Raw genomic sequence first — 19,984 nt, 5'->3', positions numbered from 1 at the left:
GTATCCGGCTGCCGGCTATTTGCCGCCTACCTGATCTACCTTATCGAAGTACTCCTTCTGCAGTTCCAGCGTCTTCTTGTCTGCCTTTACTACTTTCAGCGCTTTTACCAAGGCATCAACTGTATCTTCTGTTATCAGCTTACCCAGCTCCTTTGAGCCCGTTGCCCCTTCTCCTGCGTAGTGGTTCGGGTAGCTGGCATACCACCAGATGCCGGTATAAAGGTTGGGTAGGGACAAGCGCTTCTGGTTTTTGCCTGATTCCTGTGTCGCACGCTCCTGCTTCACTAAATCGGGGCGGAGATACAACAGGCTGGAAGTTTCCTTCTCTCCTGCGTGCTGGTCGCCGGCAGGGTCTGATTTACGCATTTCAGCCATTTTCTTATTAAACTCAGGGCTTGGCTGCGGATCAAAGAAATACACGGCATAATCTCTGCGCTTGTCCAACTGCGACTGTATAAAGTAGCGTATCAGTTCCGGGTTTCCGCCGTGGCCATTGATAATTACAATTTTGTCGAACCCGTTTCTGGCTATTTCCGCACAGGTAGCATCCAGTAAATCCCATACCAGCCTGCTGGGCAAAGAAAATGTGCCCGGCTGGTGCCGTGCTTCATTAATCTGTCCATAGAAGTAATCAGGAAATACCACGGCATACTCATCTTTTGTAGCGCGTGCCGCCCACTCCCGCACCTTAATCAGGTCAGAACCTAAAGGTACATGCGGCCCGTGTTTCTCCAGAATACCGATTGGAAGTATACAGGTGCGAGAAGATTTTTCCAGTGCCGCAGGCCAGTCGCTGGCAACGAGCTCATCCCAACGGGCAGGTAATTTCTGTGCCACAGCACAGGTTGTAAACAACAGAAAGAAAACCAGTAATCTCATAGGCGTCTGCACGTTAAGGTATGATTGTATTTTTTAAATCAATATAGGAAATATTAATGTTTCATGATAATGTTTTTTAATCTTTTTATTCATCTTAAATGTTTTCAGTTGATTCTTTCTGTGAAATACAAGTATACCCAGTGCCCGGCGTGCAAAGCAGCCAGCAGGCTTATGTACAGAGGTCTTTACCTGTAGCGTTTTTTATGCCATAAGAGCGGGCTTTCCCCACAGCATTCCACGTGGAATTATCCTGGTCAACGTCACAGCTTCGCTATATAAATTGCGATGCAGGCCTGCATTAAAAAGAAAAGGCTTTCACTTTATGAGCACATTCTTATAACTTAGCCATCATACGCAACACAAACCATTGCGGCATAAACCCGTTGCTTTCAAAATATAGTAGCCGGCTGTCGGGAAACTGTACAAAATGGGTTGGATTTATCCGGCCTGCATCAATTTATACCTTATATTATACTTTATGAGACCATACATTTTAGCAGAAACCAACTGGAAAGAGATACAGAACCAGAAATTTGACGTGGCCATTCTGCCTTGGGGCGCGACCGAAGCGCATAACTACCACCTGCCTTACGGCACAGACATACTGGAAGCAGAATACATTGCGGCCGAAGCCGCCCGCAAAGCCTGGGAAGCCGGAGCTAAAGTTATTGTGCTGCCGGTTATTCCGTTTGGCGTAAATACGGGGCAGACGGATATTCTGCTCGATATAAACATGAGCCCAAGCACGCAGGCGGCGGTGCTGCATGATGTGCTGGAGGTACTAAACCGGCAGGGAATTCAGAAGCTGCTTATCCTGAACAGCCATGGCGGCAACGACTTTAAAACCATGCTGCGGGAACTGGGACTGAAATACCCGAATATGTTTCTTTCGAGCTGCAACTGGTTTCAGGCGCTCAACAAAGCAGAATTTTTTGAGAATGCCGGCGACCACGCCGACGAGATGGAAACCAGCCTTATACTACACCTGCGCCCCGATTTGGTGCTTCCGCTAGAAGAAGCAGGCGAGGGACGCGACAAAAAACCAAAGATCAGGGCTTACAGAGAAGGATGGGCGTGGGCAGAACGCAAATGGTCGCAAATATCGGAAGACACCGGCGTTGGTAATCCTAAAAAAGCGACAAAAGAGAAAGGAGAACGCTACTTTGATGCGGTAACAACCAAAATAAGCCTGCTTTTTACAGAACTGGCAGATGCTAAGATCGATGATCTGTATGAATAACCTACAGCATGCGGAAAGCAAAGGCATGGCTTTCCGCATGCTGCCAAAGCTTACAGGTAGTGCAGTATCTGCTCTATCGGTGTTTCGCCGATAAAGGATTTTATCAGATGGCCTTTATCTGAAAACACGAAAACAGCCGGCACCTGTATGCCGCCAACTGCATTGTAAATATCGTCTGGCGTAGCATGCGTAAAATGTACATTGTTGCTGGCCGCCAGTTCATACTCTACGGCAAACTTGCTTAGCTGCGGTATGGTGGCATCAGACACGAAGTATACATTGTAATCTTTAAAAGCATCTATGTGCTCGCGTATCTGCTTGGTTTCACGCTGGCAATGGTCGCAGTCCGGCTGGAAAAACACCAGGATGGTTTTACCCTCCAGGCTGTGTGCTGTTAACCTGGTCCCATCCAGTTGTGTTAAGGACAGCCACGGAAGATCGTTGGAGGGGCCTGCTGCTACGGCGGGTGCTGCCTGCTCCGGCGAGGCATTCTTTTTAGAAACCAGGTAGAAGATGGCTGCCACTACCACAAGTACAGCCAACACAGAAAATATTATCTTTTTCATACTATTTATATTATCGCTCCGCAGAGCGCAACGTCCGGCATCAAAGTTAAAACTATATTAAATCAAAACCAGTTTTTACTTATACCTGCTGCTACCCATACTATAGACAAATTGCTTCAGCATTCCATTGCCCCTGCCAGGTATACTGCTACATCTCCGGACTATGCCACCTGCAAGTAAGTAAAAGGCCATAAGTATAAGACATCAGGCACAAGGGGTTTTATAGTACTGAATACCTGCTGATCAGCGCTTTATACTTATGGTGAAAAGTTTAAGCTGTCTGGTTTATTTTGTCCGCCTATTTATAAAATTCCTTTATGGCAACAGGTAAATGCTTTCCGGCATCACAACAAACCTAACCAGCATTGCGGATTATACCCATCGGTTCAGGAACTGGTTGAAAGTATCTTTATACTGATCGCTCACGGCAATGCTGGTATCGCCAATCTGTACTTTGTTGCGTGTAACAGCGCTAATCTTGTCTAGGGCCACGATAAAAGAGCGGTGGATGCGCATAAATCTCCGGCCCGGCAGCTTTTCCTCCAGCGCTTTCAGGCTCGTCAGCGACAGGACAGGCTTGGTTTCGCTCTCCAGATGCACTTTTACATAATCCTTGAGTCCCTCTATGTATAAAATGTCGCTAAAGGCAATACGCACCAGCTGATACTCTACTTTCAGGAACAGGTACTCCTCTTCTGGCGCTACAGGCGCCACAGTAAGTGTTGCCGGCTTGTTTAGCAACTCAGCATAGGCCTGCGCTTTGCCCGCCGCTTTCAGGAAATCTATGTAATTAAATGGTTTTACCAGGTAATCCAGGGCATCCACCTTATACCCTTCCAGTGCATACTGGCTGAAGGCTGTTGTAAATATAATGCGCGGCCCGGCGCCATACACCCCTTTATCCAGCACGCGTGCCAGTTCGATGCCGCTCAGGTCGGGCATCTGAATATCCAAAAACACCAGATCCACCGGTTGTTTATAAAGTCCCTGCAAAGCTTCTACTGCACTGGAATACCGCCCGACCAGATTCAGAAATGGTGTTTGTTCAATAAAAGCGGCAATCAGCCCCAAAGCCAATGGCTCATCGTCTACGGCAATGCAGTTCAGCGTCATGATAAATCAAGTGTTAAGTGCGCCCTGTATTCGTTCTCCGGTGTTTTTTCTGTAACCGTTAAAGTATAGTGGCCCGGATACAACAGGTCGAGCCGCCTGCTGGTATTGGCCAGCCCGATGCCGCTGCTCTCCTCCAGCACTACTCTTTTTTCCGGCAAGATGGTATTGCGCACATCCAGTTCAACCACCTGCCCCTGCTGGCATATGGTAATCCGGATGCTGCTGGGCAGCAGGGCACTTACCCCGTGCTTGAAAGCATTCTCCACAAAAGGCAAAAACAGCATCGGCGCGACCGGCACGTCGTGCAGCGGAGTTGGCTTGTCGAACGTGATAGTTACTTTATCTGTGAGGCGGAGCTGCATCAGGTTAACGTAATCCTGCAGGAACTCGATTTCTTTGCTGAGCAGCGTTGTGCCGGCCTGGGTTTCGTAGAGCACATAGCGCATCATCCGGGATAAAGTATGGAGGGCCTCACGGGAGGTTTCGATGTTGATCATCGTGAGTGCATAAATGCTGTGGAGGGTGTTGAAAAAGAAGTGCGGGTTAATCTGCGCTTTCAGGAACGAAAGCTCTGTACTGATTCGCTGCTTCTCCAGGCTTTGCCTGATCTCTGCGTCTTTCTGCCATTTCTGCACTGTTTTGATGCTGGTGCTTATACCCAGCACCAGCATTGTTGCCAGCAACATCACCGGATTAATGTGGAGCCCGGCTTTAACAGGTTTGTCATTACCGCCAGGGTTAAAGGCCTGGTTCATCAACTCGGGCAGGTTAAGCCACGAATCAGCTGCCTGGCTTATAAGGAGCACGACTGCAACAGCAACCAGCATAGCTGCTGCAAACAATCCTACCCGGTTCTGAAACAGAAACTGCGGCACTAAAACCTGCATGTTCAGGTAAAATAAACCTACCCACAGGAAAAATACGATTGCCTGTTTTACCCAGAACTGCGCCGGTAGTTTAATATCCCAGCCAAGCGGCTGGCACAGCAGCAGCAGCAGCCCGAGCAGCACCAGCAGCTGTATCAGGATGTATCCGTGGCGGTTGATGAAGGTGTTAGCCATTGTAAGGTTTAATATAACTATAATCTTTACAAACCTACTATTTAAGTCCTGGAAATGCCTTTCTGATCTACTGTTTAGCCATTCTTGCCGATGGTTTGCTCCTATTTCATCGATAGCTCCTCATGCAGCACAGGTGTTTTCCGCCTGATCAAAACCATCGGCTGCCAGCGGCTACTCGTCGGTATTTCGCGGCAGCCGGTCTATTCCGTTTTTTTATCCGGTGAAGGAGGATTTGTTTTGCTCAGTTTTATATGTAAAAATCAACGTCATGAACAAATATCTTTCTTCTCTCGTGCTTGCCTGCTGCTGCCAGGTTGCCCTTGCGCAGTCTCCGTCAGGCGGCGCCAGTTTAACGGGTTCCGCTCATTCGGCCGGGGGCGTCGCTGTTGCTGCCGTTCAGCGTGCCGGCGGAAGTATAAGCGGGGCAGTAGTAGATGCTGCCACGCAGCAGCCGGTACCCTATGCCACCATAGCCCTGGTAAATCCCGCAACAAGCAAGCCGGTAGATGGAACCATGGCCGACGAAAAGGGAAAGTTTTCCCTGGAGAAAGTAGCCAGCGGCGCATACCGGGTGGCCATCTCGTTTATCGGCTACGAAACAAAAACCATCGACATTGAAGTAACGGATAGTAAATCCGCTGTCGATCTGGGCAAGATAAGTATAAAGGCTACAGCACAAGCCCTGAAGGAAGTTACCGTGGAAGGGCAGCGTGCAATGATAGAAGAAAAAGTAGACCGCACGGTGTACAACGCCGAAAATGATGAATCGAACAGAGGCGGCGATGCGGCAGATGTACTGCGGAAAGTGCCGATGCTCTCCGTGGATTTGGACGGCAATGTATCGATGCGCGGCAGCCAGAACATCAAGGTGCTCATCAACAACCGGCCATCCACCATTACGGCAGGTAGTGTGGCCGATGCTTTAAAGCAGATTCCGGCAGATATGATAAAGTCTGTGGAAGTGATTACGTCTCCTTCGGCCAAGTATGATGCAGAAGGTTCAGCGGGTATTATCAACATCGTTACCAAGAAAAACACACTGAAGGGCGGCACCCTGAACATCGACACCGGGGTTGGTTTGAGAGGCTCTAACTTAGGCCTGAACGGCAGCTACCGCGTCGGCAAGATGGGCTTTTCGCTGGGCGGCTTTGGCCGCCTGGGTTACAACACGCCAGGCAGCTTCGAGAACGTGCAGACAACGGGATCTGACGCCGAGCAGAGCACTATCCTGCAGCAGGCAGATACACGCAACAACATGATGTTCGGCCGCTATACTTTCGGCTGGGACTATGACATAAACGAAAAAAATTACCTCAACGCCTCCGTGCAGTATGGCGCGCGCAACTGGCAAAGCAACCAGGATCCCCTGCTCACCCAGCTTTATCAGGGCAGCTCCCTGGTGAGCAGAACCCTGCGCGATGTGGAAACCACGGATAACTCCGGAACAGTAGACGTGAACCTCAACTATACCCACACGTTTAAGCCGCAGCAGGAATTCAGCATCCTGACGCAGTTTAGCCGCAACAACCGCACAAATAATTTCCTGAACGAAATATTCAACAGCGAGGAGACAAGTATAGACACAAGGCTGAAAAATATCAATGAAAGCTTTAACCAGGAATCTACCATCCAACTGGACTACACCAACCCGATAGGCAAGAACCAGATGCTGGAGTTTGGCGGTAAGCAGATCATGCGCCAGGTAACAAGCGACTATGAAACCCTGACAGCTGAAGGCACCGGGCCTTTTACAAAGGAGGCCAGCACCAACCTGAGCAACGTGTTCAACTATGATCAGAATGTTTCTGCCGGCTACCTGTCCTATACCCTCACCACGGCTAACAACTACAGTATGAAAGCCGGCGCCCGCTACGAGTACACCACCATCAATGCGGATTTTGAGAACAGCGAAGAAGCAGTGAACATCCCGTCATACGGCGTGCTGGTGCCTAGTATAAATCTTTCTAAGAGACTGAAAGACGGCAACACTGTGAAGCTTGCTTACAACCGTCGTATCCAGCGCCCGTCGCTGGAGTTCCTGAACCCCAATGTGCAGAATGCAAACCCGGCTGTCAGAACAGTAGGTAACCCGGAACTGGACCCCGAGTACACGAACAACTATGAGTTGTCTTACAGCACTTATTTTAAAACCACGTCTCTCAACTTCTCTACTTTTGTGCGCACTACCAACAACTCGATACAGGCTGTAAGAGAAAGAGCGGAAGATGGCGTGCTGGAGACATCGTATTTCAACATTGGGCAGGAAGAGGCTTACGGCGGAAGTGTGTTCGGAAGTATAAACCTCAGCAACAAGCTTACCCTGAATGGCGGAACAGACATTTACTATGCTGTGCTGAACAACAACGTGGATGATGCGGAGCAGCAGGCCAGCAACAGCGGTTTGGTATACAACATCCGGGCAATGGGTAACTATAACCTGGGGCAGGGCTGGGGCATACAGGGCTTCGGTTTTTACCGCGGCCGCCAAGTGCAGTTGCAGGGAAGGCAGGGTGGATTTGGTATCTATAGCCTGAACCTGAAGAAGGAATTTAATGAGCGAAGAGGCAGCATCGGGTTTGGCGCCGAGAACTTTTTATCGCCTACCATGAAGATGAAAAGTGAACTGAACTCCCCTGCTTTCAGCCAGACAAGTACCAACGTAATGCATAACATGAACTTTAAGGTGAACTTTAGCTACCGCATCGGCAAAATGACAGCGGATGCAACTCCCCGCAGAAGAAAAAAATCTGTTAACAACGATGACCTGAAAGGTGGCGGTGAAGGCGGCGTACAGGATGCCGGAGGCGCAACCCAGGGCGCCCTGCCAGGAGCGGCTGCCACAGGAGCCGCGACACAGGGAGCAAGACCAGGCCAGGCAGCGGGGCAGCAGCCGGCACAAGCGCCGGTTACGGCTCCATCCACAGCCCAGGCAACAAGTACCAACGGCATTGCAGGCCAGCCGGCACAAACATTGCCTGCCGACAGCACACAACAAGGCAGCCTGACCGGGCGTTGGAAAGGTGCTGTGGGCGACCGTGAAATAACGCTGGACCTGGTAGCCGATAGCACTGCCCTGACCGGCTCTATGCAGACACCGATGGGGCAAATGCCTCTTACAGGTGGCATGATTGCCGGGGATGCGTTTTCCTTTACGCTTTCTTTTGGAGGAAATTCAATTCCATACAAAGGGAAAATAGAAGGCGACAACATAACATTGAAAGCAGACTTCCAGGGGCAACCGGTGGAAATAAAAATGGAACGAGTAAAGTAAAGAAATTCAGTAAAGCAACCAGACGCTAAAAAGTCTCGTGCTGATGGCTGGCTTAACATATTTTCGGCATACCTTATAATCAAAACCTATAACCCACAAAAAACGCGTATGAGAAGTTATCCTGTACTTACAAGCACGCTGGCTCTGGCTACCCTGCTTTTCAGCTCGAACCTGATAATAGCAGCAGACAATCCCACCAAAGGAGCCGCTACCACCACAGTGGCTGCCACTACTTTACCCGTAAACACTGCCGGCAGCACCATGACCTGGAATGCGAAAAAATTTGGCGGGGAGCATACGGGTACGGTAAAGCTGAGCAAAGGCAGCCTGAACGTAAACGGCCGTAAACTAACAGGAGGCAGCTTTGAGATTGATATGACAACCATCGCTGATAGCGACATTACCAATCCAGAGTTTAACAGTAAGCTGACAAACCACCTGAAATCTGAGGATTTTTTCTCTGTAGAGAAATACCCTGTTTCTACTTTCAAGATTACGAAAGCCGTTCCTGTGGCCAACCCTAAAGCCGGTGCGCCCAACTATACCATCACCGGCGACCTCACCATTAAAGGGATTACGAACCCGGTTACTTTTCCGGCTACAGTTAAAATTGACGGAAAGACGGCAGAAGCAGTAGCTAACATTGAACTGGACCGCACCAAATGGGACATTAAGTTTCGCTCCGGCATGCTTGGCACAGCAGCAGACAAAGTTATTTACGACAACTTCACCATTAACCTGAAGCTTACAGCCGGCGGTGTGGGTAGCCCATCTATGGGAAGCAGGTAAGTATACCGGCCATACTCTGATATCCTGAAAGTTCAGAACATCAAAGTATGGCTGAAAGGAGCAAAGTGCAGCCGCTGGATCTTACTTAAATGCTGTAAGTATAAATCAGCCCGAAGGTATGGCGAATGTGTATACTTGCAGCAGGATTCAGGCCGGCTTAGAAGCAGGCGGGCGGTTCTCAGTTGAGAACCGCCTGCCTGCTTTTTTCATTACCATCCCTCCTGCAAAGCGCACTCGTACTGCTCTGTATCAAATGAGTATAAATACGGAATCTTATACGCTACGCCGCTTTTGCGCTCTTCGACGCGTTTCAGTTCGGCTTGTGTGTCATCGGCAATGAGGCGCTTACGAGGCAGTTTGGCGGTATTGCCCGCCAGGAGTACGTGGCGGCAGGTATGCGCGAGGCGCTGCACCCGGTGGTAAACGCCATTCGAGTTGCCTTCGTCGGTGGAAGCGGTGCGCAACCAAAAAGAGGGCCTGCCTTACGACTCAAAAGACCCTTTGTATAAGTTTGGTTTTAGGTTAAGTTATTGATACCTTTCTATGTTGTACTTCCAGACCGGTTTCATGTTTGTCCTATACCTGATTACAGAAGAACCGGCCATCAGTTCAAAGCAAAACTTCACTAAACAACGATGCTAAACAGAAGAAACTTTTTTAAAACAACAGGTGCGCTTGCACTTGGAAGCCTGCTGCTGCCCAGCTGCGGAAATGCTTTAACACAAACAGAAACTGCAGCCGAAAATACCGGCGACTCTAACGTCAGCAAACAGGTCCTGCCTGTAGGCTTGCAGCTGTATACTGTCCGGGAGCTAATGGACCAGGACGTGCGGGGCACACTGCAGAAAATAGCTGCTATAGGCTACAAAGATCTGGAGTCTGCTGCCGGCAAAACAGGCCACTACTATGGTATGAAACCCAAGGAATTTGCCACTTTGGCTGAAAGTATGGGGATGAAGCTGCGCAGCAGCCATGTGCTGCCCGGCACGCAGCTGCCAACAGAAGCCCCGCTGCCCCCTGAATTTCTTACGCTCACCAACGGTTTGCAACAACTGGTAGACATGGCCGCAGAGTCTGGCCAGAACTACCTGACCTGCGCCTACATGTTCCCGAGCGAACATAAAACGCTTGACCAATACAGGCGTATGGCCGAGCTGTTTAACCGCGCAGGCGAGGCCTGCAAAAAAGCAGGTCTGGGCTTCGCTTACCACAACCACGATTTCGAATTTGAAACACTGGAAGGGCAACGCCCTTACGATCTGCTCCTGGCAGAAACAGACAAAGGCCTGGTAGGTATGGAACTGGATCTATACTGGGCGACCAAATCGGGTAACGATCCGGTGGCCTTGTTTGAAAAGTATCCGGGCCGTTTCCCGATGTGGCATGTAAAAGACATGGACAACACCGACAAGAAGTTTTTCACGGAAGTTGGCAACGGCACCATCGACTTCAAGCGCATCTTCGATAAAGCGGAACTGGCAGGTATGAAATATTATTTTGTGGAGCAGGATCAGACACCTGGCGACCCATTGGCCAGCATTACGACCAGCTACAACAACCTGGTAAAGGTATTAAGCTAAGCCAGGCTTTCCCGCCTGTTCTGCCATCCTGAAAAAATCTTGGGGACTACCCGCAGGTAATTCACAAGATCCTTTTAGCAGGGCGAAAGTATAATGTAGGTTATAATTACCTGTGCCGTCTTTCAGGTATCAGGAAAGCAGTACAGCCAACTTCCCTGTAAAAAGTATAAACAGCAAAAAGGCCTTGTGCACAGTGCATAGGGCCTTTTTGCTGTTTATACTTATACCTGTTTTTACCTGGAGGCCATTGTCTTACCAGTATCCATCCCAAAATAAATCCAATCCAGGTTCATGAAGCTTTTATCCTTCACCACTTTGTTGCGGAACACAAAGAACAATTCATTCACGCCTTTTGGCCTTGTGATTACGGGAACCGTAACCGTCTTCCATCCTTGCTCATCCAAGCCGGGGTTGATGTTGGCGGTGCCCACCAGTTTGCCATTCGGAGATCCTGCCCTTACCTCAATTGTTCCGTCGTTGTCACGCGACATCACCTGGAACGCTATCTCTTTTATACCTGTTAAATCGATATTCTTAAAAGAGATGTAAGAGCCATCTTTGATATCACTCACCACAGAATTACCATCACCATGCGGCTGTTGGCGCCCTACGTTCCGGAACGAATCAAAATCCTCGGCCTGTACTTTGGGGTTTCGCAGCATTACGACTTCACGCCCGGTGAGCGGCCCGGTTACTTTGTTGCCTTTGTCGGTATAGCTTGCCGAGATTACGTACATTCCGGATTCACCGGCTCCTGCATGGTCTTTCAGCGTAAACGTGCCGGCCAAAGGCAGCCTGCTTTGCGCATCACCGGCCAGCGACAGGATATACTTCACCATTTCGGTAGTTTCCTTCTCAGACAGTTGCGGGTGAGCGGCCATCATGGTTTTTCCCCAATTGCCGTTGCCACCAGTTATAATCTTATTCGCCAGCATCGGCACTGCCTTGTCATCTCCCTTATACCTGGTTGCCACTTCCTTGAAAGCCGGCCCGATAGATTTCTGATCCAGCGCATGACACGACTGGCAATCGCTTTCAGCTATCAGCGTTTTGCCCCGGATAAACTTAACAGATCCGCCTGCTCCGTTCTGGTTGGATGTCAGCAGCGCCATGTCTTTCCCTTCCGCCAGGTAATCGATATCGAAGCGCACCTCTCCCGGATTTATACCCTCACTTAGTTGCCCGTCTTCTTTGTCGCGCACGTTTACTTTGTAGTTGATTGTTCTGTCATCAAAGTAAAAGCTGCGGTTGCCTGCAATCGCTATCTGCACCTCGGGCACATCGTTACCCACCTTTATCTCGATTTCAGCGGTTGATTTGTCGCCTTCCTTGTCTGTTACGGTCAGTTTAGGACGATAAACGCCGGGCTTGGTGTAGGTAAACGTTGGCGCTGCCTCCGAAGATTTCTCGCCGGCTCCAGACTGCCATTCATACGTCAATTGATCTTCTTTGTCGTAATCAAAAGATCCTTTGCCCGACAGTTTTACTTTAAACGGAGCAGCGCCAACTGTTTTGGTCGCGTCAATCTGGGCTACAGGCTGCCGGTTGCCTTCGGCATACTCAATGCGAACCAGTGTGGCGTCGGGATTGCGGGCAAAATAATTTGCGCCATACTGCAGCACATACATAGCGCCGTCGCTTCCGAACTTCATGTCTATCGGGTGCGCGAATTTCTGGCTTGGCAGGAACGGCTCTATCTTCTGCAGGTCACCATCTTCGTTAAACGTCAGCACCTTTACCCAATCACGCGCCCATTCAAAAATGAACATCTTGTTGTCGTAGTATTTCGGAAACTTGTAGCGCGAAGACTTGTAATCGCTGGCATAATAGAACGGCCCGGCCATGGCGCTGCGCGAACCGGTGCCCAGCATCGGAAACTCTTCGGACTCGCCATACGGATACCAGATCATCGCTTTCTGAGCAGGCGGCAGTATCTTGGAGCCATAGTTGTTCGGAGATTCGTTTACCGGGTGCAGCGGATTAAACCGCGGCCCAACTTCGTTGGTGGCAAAGTTAAAATCAGCATAAGCCTTGTTGTTTCCTACAAAGTACGGCCAGCCGTAATAGCCTGGCCTGCGCGCCTGGTTCCATTCGTCCTGGCTCAGCGGTCCGCGTTCAGTGGCAACGCCGCCATCCGGGCCTACATCGCCCCAGTACACGTATCCGCGCTTATCCACTACCATGCGGTACGGGTTGCGGGCACCCATTACATAAATTTCCGGTCTGCCCTGGGAGCCATCGGCGGGGAACAGGTTACCTTCGGGAATAGAATAAGAGCCGTCCGGATTTACTTTGATGCGCAGTATTTTACCGCGTAAATCGTGGGTGTTGCCTGATGACTTCTGGGCATCAAAGGGACCGCGGCCCGGGCGCTCATCAATTGGTGTAAAGCCATCCGATTCCTTAGAACTGGTATTATCGCCGGTTGTTAAGTATAAATAGCCATCCGGCCCGAAGTATACGTTGCCGGCAGAGTGGCAGCAGGTTTCGCGCTGCACCGGCACTTCCAGCACCACTTTTTCGGAGCGCATAATCAGGCTGTCGCCACCCAGCAGCTTAAACCGCGACAGGTTCTGAACTGATTTATTTCCTTCCGGGGAGTAGTAAAGGTAAATGTAGTTGTTCTTGTCAAAGTCAGGGTCCAGTTCCAGGCCAAGCAGGCCGTCTTCGTAGTTTCCTTCGGTATGCACATCCAGGTTGGCCAACACCCGGGTCGCTTTTTTCTCCGGCTCGTACAACTTCAGTGTTCCCAGGCGTTCGATAAATAACACGCGGCCATCGTTCATCACTTCCATTTCGATGGGCTCGTGGAGGTAAGTATCCAGCACTATTTGCAGAAAGCGGTTATCTTCCGGCACCTTTTCGGTTGAAGCTTTTTCGTAATCAAGTGCCGGCCCCTCCAAAGTATACCTGATGCCGCCCAGCACATGCTGCAGGAAGTTCTTGTTTTTATAACTTTCGGCAGTACCTCCGGCAGCAGTATAAAACATGCGGCCACCATCATACTCCCTGTACCACGACACGGGCGCCTTCTGTCCTGTTTCTACCACTACCTCCGCTTCAGGGTTTAACGATTCCATTTTAAGAAGCGCGTCCGACTGGTACCATTTCTTGGGAAGTCCTTTCAATAGCAGACTGTCCTCCCCTTTAACCTGCATATCGATGTTGGCAACAGTAGCAAGACTGTCGGGCTGTTTGATGTAAGTAGCACCCAGCATCTTGTTAAACCATGGCCACTGGTACTGCGAACTGCCCGCAGCATGTACGCCCGCAACGCCACCGCCTGCCTGCACAAAACGCTCTATTTCGTTTTGCTGCCGGGTATTCAGCACGTCCTGCGACGTATGCAGGAACACAACACTGCCATAGTGCTTCAGTGAATCTTCAACAAAAAAATCAGGATTGGAGGTTGTATCTGCAGTTATGCCGTTTTGAGAAGCGTACGCAGCCAGCGCTTTAATGGCTTCTTCAGAAGTTTGCTGGCCTGTATTGCTTTTTGAGAAGATAAGTATTCTATTCTCTTTCTCGCCGGAACAACTAAAAAGAAACAGGGCGGCCAGGCAGTACAGCAGCGGCCTGATAGCTTTTAAAGGGTGATGCTTTATCATCATTCAGATAGGTTTTTCGCTTATGTAAAGTTTGGTTAATTATACTTAGCCCGGAGATACTTTGCTTAACGTTAAGCAAAGTATTTGCAATATAGCGCCTAATTTAGTTTTTAAGAAGAGTGTATCCGCAAAGTCACCCATTAAATCTCTGATACCTTAACTTTAATCCAACCAAGATCTACTTGAAACAACCTGATCTTTTACTGTTGCAAGACTGCCACAGCCAACAACCGGCTTTAAATCAGAATGTTGCAGTAAAACATGATTTTGCGCCATGAATGAACTTTCTTCCTGCTAAAACTGCTACATCCTTGTACTTGGTTCCTTTTAAATAGGATAATATCTTATATTTGAAGTGAAATGCAAGAGCATCGCTAGTCAGAAAGTAGATTTATTTCCGGCTTATACTTAACTTGAAAAATTGATTTATCTTACAATATAAAGTTATGAGAAGTATAAAGTACCTGTTACTTCTGTTTGCTGTTTTGCTTACTGCTGCCTGCCAGGAAAAGCAGGATGTAGCTGCCCTCAATAAATTTTCTCAGACACAATTAACGGTCTGGAACGGCCACCTCAGTGAAATAATTATCAAGGATATTTTTTCACCACCTGTAGCGAGCCGTATTTATACTTATCCCAACATAGCGGCATATGAGGCGCTGGTTCCGGCCAATCCATCCTATATGTCTCTTGCAGGGCAACTGAACGGCCTGGATAACATGCCGAAGCCTGCACCCAATCAGGAAATATATTATCCTGTATCCAGTGTTATAGCTTTTGCTACAGTGGGCAAGAAGCTCACGCTGGTAGAGGCTGACCTGCAAAAATATGAAGATCAGTACCTGGCTAAAATTAAGGAGATAGGCATCCGGAAAGAGGTGCTCGAAAATTCTGTAGCCTATGGCCGGAAAGTGGGAGAGCATATCCTGAATTGGGCAAAAAAGGATAACTATAAGGAGACACGCGCCCTGACAAGACACCTGCTTTCGAAGAAACCGGATGTGTGGCAGCCCACTGCCCCGGATTATGCTACGGCTATTGAACCGCACTGGAATATGATACGCCCTTTTGTGATGGATTCTGCCGCGGCTTTCAGGCCGGATGTACCGGTGCCATTCGATTCTGCGGCTTCTTCTGCATTTTACAATGAGGCTCAGAAAGTATATAAATTAGTAAAGAGCATCGATGAGGAGAAGCTATTGATTGCCCGATTCTGGGACGATAATCCGAATGTATCCTACACCAAAGGGCATGTTACTTACTTTAAACAGAAATTAACACCACCAGGCCATTGGGTTTCTATCGCTAATTATGCCATCAAACAAAATAAGCTAAGTATGATGGAATCTGCTGAAACTTATGTGCTGGTAACCACGGCCCTTTCAGACGGATTTATCAGTTGCTGGGATACCAAATTCAAGTATAACTCCATCCGGCCGGTTACTTATATTAACCGCTACATAGACGAGGACTGGGAACCCATTTTGCAGACGCCTCCTTTTCCTGAGTTCCCCAGCGGGCATAGTGTTATATCGGCGGCAGTGGCTACCGTGCTCACACACGAGTTCGGCGATTCGTTTGCCTTTACCGACTCTTCCCAAATGGCAATCGGCTTACCTCCCCGCAAGTTCAGTTCCTTTAACGAGGCAGCCGTTGAGGTAGGCAACAGCCGTGTGTATGGCGGCATACATTTCTTCCCGGCTTGCGATCTGGGGGCAGAACAAGGCAAAGCCATAGGCAACAATGTGCTATCCAGGCTGCATACCCGCAAAGCGGCAAGAACAGCACAACTATAAAGCAAACTCCTCCGACCGCTCACCTCAAAAAGGCCTGGCACTTTATCAAGCGTCAGGCCTTTTTGATGTAAGGCTACATTTCAGGCCAGAACCAAGCATTATAGATCTTTTGCTCGGTGGTTTACCTGCATTGGTTGCAGGCTCTAACTTTTTTGGAGCAGTTATACTTTGAGCCAATCCTGTTTTTAGATACTTCGTGAACTGATAGTTATAGATTTATACCTTAAAGAAGCAACTTTAACCATTATAATTATCGAGTTCAAGTTAAAACTATAGCTGAGCTAAGAAGAATCTTCAGAACTGCATATTACAGTTGTACCTTACGGGTATGGCCACTAAAATCTTTTACCAGTACCGATGCCATGTCGCTTGTAAGATTCAGTTTACGTGATGATTGTGACAGATAAGTCTGGCCGTAGTAAAGTTCCTTAACCTGCTTTTTACCATTCTTGTAAGTAATGATTATCAAATGATCCAGCGGTTGCAATGCCAGTACCTTCATTTGATTATTAACCTTATTAACAGGCGCAAAAATACGTAAGCTGTCGTTATTTTGGGTGACAAGAGTTAATTTCTGGCCTTTAGCACTGAAAACCTGGGCCACAGCCTTGGCATCCCCGTCTACAAAGAACCCGCTGCTGGCAAGCGGTACCGGCCGGAACCCTCCTTTTCCATTTCCTTTCAGGTAAAGCCCTGTAAAAGCATCATAGCGGCCTGTAAAAACCTCTGTTCCGTAATCATTACCAACCAAGAGCAAATCCAGGTTGCCGTCGCCGTCTACATCATCGGGTTGCATGCCATAAACGGGCGCCAGTTGCGCGGCCTTGGGAAGCACCTTCAATTTAAATTTGCCCTGCCCCAGGTTCTCCATGTAGCTACTCTGGAAATGTGTTGCCTGCAGCATTAAAGCACCTTTCCGTTCGGCCTGAGGTATTACCTCATCAATGGTTGCTTTTGCATAATCAATGTAGCGCGGAAAAATGCTTCTGGTGCGGGGCATTTGCGCATTCAGATCATCGCGCGCATGCATCGGATACGGCTTCATGGTGCCATCTTCGGCTTTAAGGTAGCAGACCATTACGGGATCTATGCTTCCGTTACTGTCAAAGTCTTTTGCAAACACACTCAGCGGTTGGCTGGCGGAGGCTACGTAATTGGTGTTCAGGCCCAGGTTACCTGCTACATAATCTATATCGCCGTCGTTGTCAAAATCTCCTGCGGCCAGACTGTTCCACCAGCCCGTGTAAGTTGCAAGCCCTGTGGCGGCCGTAATGTTCTTAAACTTACCTTTTGTATTCTGAAGAAAAGTGATCGGCAGCCACTCCCCTGCTATAACCAGGTCCACATTGCCATCACGGTTAAAGTCAGACCATACAGCATCTGTTACCATGCCCAGGCTCATCAGTTCCGGGCTCACCGATGCGGTAACATCTGTAAAACGTCCGTCCTGATTTTGCAGAATGTAACTTTGTGGCGCCAACGGGTACTTTCCGGGCAGTACCCGGCCTGCCACAAACAAATCGAGGTCACCATCTTTGTCATAATCTGCCGCTCTCACACTGGATTTACTTCCTGTTAATACAGGCAAAGCCTCCTTTGCAAGTGTAAAGTTGCCTTTGCCATCATTCAAGTATAGCAAATCCTGTAGCTGTTCTGAGCCCTCCAGAAACTCATAGCTGCCACTGGAGACGTATAAATCCTGATCACTATCTTTATCCGCGTCGAAGAACAACACTCCCATATCCTCTCCCGTTTTGCCCGTCGGAATATTTTCTGTTGATAACCGGAAAGTGCCATCCTGCTTTTGTATAAAAAGGCCACCAGCTTTACCTGCAGCTCCGCCGATATAAAAGTCATCCAGCCCATCATTGTTAATATCGCCGGCTGCAATGCCCGGCCCAAACTGTGACAATTTATGCGGCAGGGTACGTTGCCAGTTAAAATCTATCTCATCCTCTTCGGCGCTCTTATACCGGACACCAAGCGCGCCGGCAACTTCCCTGAAAGCGATTTGCTGCATCTGGACACCCTTTTTCGCTGGAGAACTGTTTAGCTGTTGCGCATTCTTCTGGTCAAGTGTCAGCACCTGATCTGCTTTTACATTTTTAAGCAACTGATAATTCCCACCAGGCCATACCACCTTTAGCGAATCAATCGTCTGGTGATTGCCTAAACCAAAATGCGCGATACTTTCTACTGAAGACAAGTAGCCTTTGTAAATACTGTTTTCGTGGAACTGTTTTTTGCCTTTGCCATAGTATAAAGTTGCCGTAGCACCCAATCCAGCGCTGTTCGGGGCTTTGCCTTTAAACTTCACCCGTAAAAAGTGATTCCGGACGGGCTTTGCCTCTGCCGTATAAAGGCTGTTCTGATACACCAGGGCACTGTCGTTGATGTTGTTTACCACGAAGTCTAAGTCCCCGTCATTGTCTAAATCCGCATAGGCTGCCCCGTTCGAAAAAGAAGGGATATCCAATCCCCAGTTCTGGGTTACGTTGCTAAATGACAGATCACCTTTGTTTTTATAAGCATAGTTCGATATTTTGACAACCGGGATGGAGTCGGCCAGGTACTTATAGCCTCCAACTGCGCCGGCGGGCCCATTCCTGTAAACTCTGAAATCCTGGTCTGTGATGTCTCTTGGAAAACCATTAGTGATGATCACATCTCGCAGGCCATCATTATCAAAATCGGCCACCAAAGGTGCCCAACTCCAATCAGTTCTGTAAAGGCCTGTCATTTGGCCAACTTCGCTGAATACCGGGTGCCCTGCAGGCGTCATACCCTGGTTTAGCTGCAATGTATTCCGGACGTACTGGTGTTCGTATCCATAGATATCGTTGTTGAGGTAGGCGGCATAATTATTCCCCATCAACATCATCTTCTGGCGCTTATTATCTTCAGGCAGCATGTCCAGCGCCAGAATATCCACCAGCCCATCGTTGTTGATGTCAGTTACGCTGTTTCCCATAGCCGAGGAACTCGTATGCTTTATGTAATCTGCCAGCCTGTTAGTGAAAGTACCATCCTGGTTATTGATGTATAGCAGATCATTAGAGAGATAGTCGTTGGTTACGTATATATCCGGCCAGCCATCCAGGTTTATATCATTGATGGCAACGCCCAGGCCAAACCCTTCGATCAGAATCCCTGTCTCACGCGACACGTTGGTAAAAGTATTATCTCCGTTGTTGCGATAAAGCCGGTCTGTATTCAGGGCAGACCCATCCGTTATCTTCTTACGGTAGGTGCTGGGCACGCCTTTGTTAATGACGCTGATGAGCACATATAAATCCAGGTCACCATCGTTATCATAGTCAAAGAAAGCAGCATTGGTTGTATAACCCGTGTCGGCAATGCCATACTTTGCCGCTGACTCTGTAAAAGCCGGTACGCCGTCTTTGCCCGGCCCCTTGTTGATGTACAGCAGGTTAGCCCGGCTAAGCGAATCCTTTTTCATGGTGGCGCCGACATACATGTCCAGCCAGCCATCATTATTTATGTCGACCAGCGCCACACCGGAACACCATTTGCCTTCTCCGGTTACACCAGCCTTATTTGTTACGTCGTCGAACTTAAAGTTACCTTTGTTCAGGTAAAGCCTGTTGGAAACCATGTTGCCCGTGAAGTAAATGTCCGGCAGCCCGTCGTTGTTGAAATCACCAATGCCTACACCGCCTCCATTATAGACATACTCCTGCCTGAGTACATTCATCGTATCCGATTCTGTAATGCGATTCGAAAAGCGGATACCGGTTTGGTCTGAAGACAATATTTCAAAAAGATGCTTTTCCTGTTGCTGGCATGCCGGCAGCACAAGAATTGATAAGAGGAGTAAAAGAAGAAGGACGAAATTAAAAGAACGGATCATATAAAGGGCAAACAGTTGAGGCATGTGTAGACGCTTAATCACTTACTACTACGCAAACCATGACAGGGCTTTTTAGGTTCTTTACTACCGGCGTTATGCAGAATTTTATCCTGCCTCTATAACCCCGGACTAAAGTATAAAAAAGCCTTCAGAGTATTGACTCTGAAGGCTTTTTACTTCTCTGTTAGCTTAATATGCTATAACAGAATA

12 protein-coding genes are annotated in these 19,984 nt (G+C 48.7%); 5 read left to right on the top strand and 7 right to left on the bottom strand.

Annotation, left to right across the window (positions count from 1 at the left end):
* Positions 1-15: 15 nt before the first annotated feature.
* On the bottom strand, positions 16-879 hold the full coding sequence (locus tag I2I11_RS03280; protein ID WP_196266209.1) for a creatininase family protein: 864 nt from the start codon (positions 877-879) through the stop codon (positions 16-18).
* A gap of 478 nt (positions 880-1,357) precedes the next feature.
* On the opposite strand from I2I11_RS03280, the gene I2I11_RS03275 reads away from it, so the two are divergent.
* Positions 1,358-2,119 (top strand): creatininase family protein, encoded by a 762-nt coding sequence (locus I2I11_RS03275; RefSeq protein WP_196266208.1) that lies wholly within the window; start codon positions 1,358-1,360, stop codon positions 2,117-2,119.
* Between the two features lie 50 nt (positions 2,120-2,169).
* Here I2I11_RS03275 and I2I11_RS03270 read toward each other — a convergent pair whose 3' ends face one another.
* The 3 genes from I2I11_RS03270 to I2I11_RS03260 form a co-directional block, all read right to left on the bottom strand.
* The gene (locus I2I11_RS03270; protein WP_196266207.1) at positions 2,170-2,685 is read right to left on the bottom strand and encodes a TlpA family protein disulfide reductase; all 516 of its coding nucleotides are present in this window, start codon (positions 2,683-2,685) and stop codon (positions 2,170-2,172) included.
* Between the two features lie 372 nt (positions 2,686-3,057).
* Positions 3,058-3,798: a LytR/AlgR family response regulator transcription factor gene (locus I2I11_RS03265; RefSeq protein WP_196266206.1), complete on the bottom strand. Its 741-nt coding sequence runs from the start codon at positions 3,796-3,798 to the stop codon at positions 3,058-3,060.
* On the bottom strand, positions 3,795-4,859 hold the full coding sequence (locus I2I11_RS03260) for a sensor histidine kinase (protein WP_196266205.1): 1,065 nt from the start codon (positions 4,857-4,859) through the stop codon (positions 3,795-3,797). The genes I2I11_RS03265 and I2I11_RS03260 overlap by 4 nt, the downstream gene beginning before the upstream one ends.
* Before the next feature lie 268 nt (positions 4,860-5,127).
* Between I2I11_RS03260 and I2I11_RS03255 the strand changes: the two genes are divergently transcribed.
* A complete protein-coding gene (locus tag I2I11_RS03255) occupies positions 5,128-8,130 on the top strand; it encodes a TonB-dependent receptor (protein WP_196266204.1) in 3,003 nt (1,000 codons plus the stop codon).
* A gap of 108 nt (positions 8,131-8,238) precedes the next feature.
* Positions 8,239-8,919 carry a YceI family protein gene (locus I2I11_RS03250; RefSeq protein ID WP_196266203.1) on the top strand — a complete coding sequence of 227 codons (681 nt, stop codon included), beginning with the start codon at positions 8,239-8,241 and terminating at the stop codon, positions 8,917-8,919.
* Positions 8,920-9,128: 209 nt separating this feature from the next.
* On the opposite strand, the gene I2I11_RS03245 is transcribed toward I2I11_RS03250, so the two are convergent.
* Positions 9,129-9,383: a hypothetical protein gene (locus I2I11_RS03245; protein WP_196266202.1), complete on the bottom strand. Its 255-nt coding sequence runs from the start codon at positions 9,381-9,383 to the stop codon at positions 9,129-9,131.
* Positions 9,384-9,554: 171 nt separating this feature from the next.
* On the opposite strand from I2I11_RS03245, the gene I2I11_RS03240 reads away from it, so the two are divergent.
* Entirely contained in the window at positions 9,555-10,499 is a 945-nt protein-coding gene (locus tag I2I11_RS03240) for a sugar phosphate isomerase/epimerase family protein (protein WP_196266201.1), read from the top strand.
* Positions 10,500-10,732: 233 nt separating this feature from the next.
* On the opposite strand, the gene I2I11_RS03235 is transcribed toward I2I11_RS03240, so the two are convergent.
* Positions 10,733-14,110 (bottom strand): ThuA domain-containing protein, encoded by a 3,378-nt coding sequence (locus I2I11_RS03235; RefSeq protein WP_196266200.1) that lies wholly within the window; start codon positions 14,108-14,110, stop codon positions 10,733-10,735.
* Positions 14,111-14,553: 443 nt separating this feature from the next.
* On the opposite strand from I2I11_RS03235, the gene I2I11_RS03230 reads away from it, so the two are divergent.
* Entirely contained in the window at positions 14,554-15,903 is a 1,350-nt protein-coding gene (locus I2I11_RS03230) for a vanadium-dependent haloperoxidase (RefSeq protein ID WP_196266199.1), read from the top strand.
* A 307-nt stretch (positions 15,904-16,210) separates the two neighbouring features.
* On the opposite strand, the gene I2I11_RS03225 is transcribed toward I2I11_RS03230, so the two are convergent.
* The gene (locus I2I11_RS03225; RefSeq protein ID WP_370582908.1) at positions 16,211-19,675 is read right to left on the bottom strand and encodes a VCBS repeat-containing protein; all 3,465 of its coding nucleotides are present in this window, start codon (positions 19,673-19,675) and stop codon (positions 16,211-16,213) included.
* Positions 19,676-19,984 lie beyond the last annotated feature (309 nt).

It is taken from the genome of Pontibacter rufus (genome assembly GCF_015694705.1).
Taxonomy (GTDB): Bacteria; Bacteroidota; Bacteroidia; order Cytophagales; family Hymenobacteraceae; genus Pontibacter; species Pontibacter rufus.
Note: the sequence above shows the minus strand (reverse complement) of the source record. Positions and strands in the feature narration are given on the sequence as shown.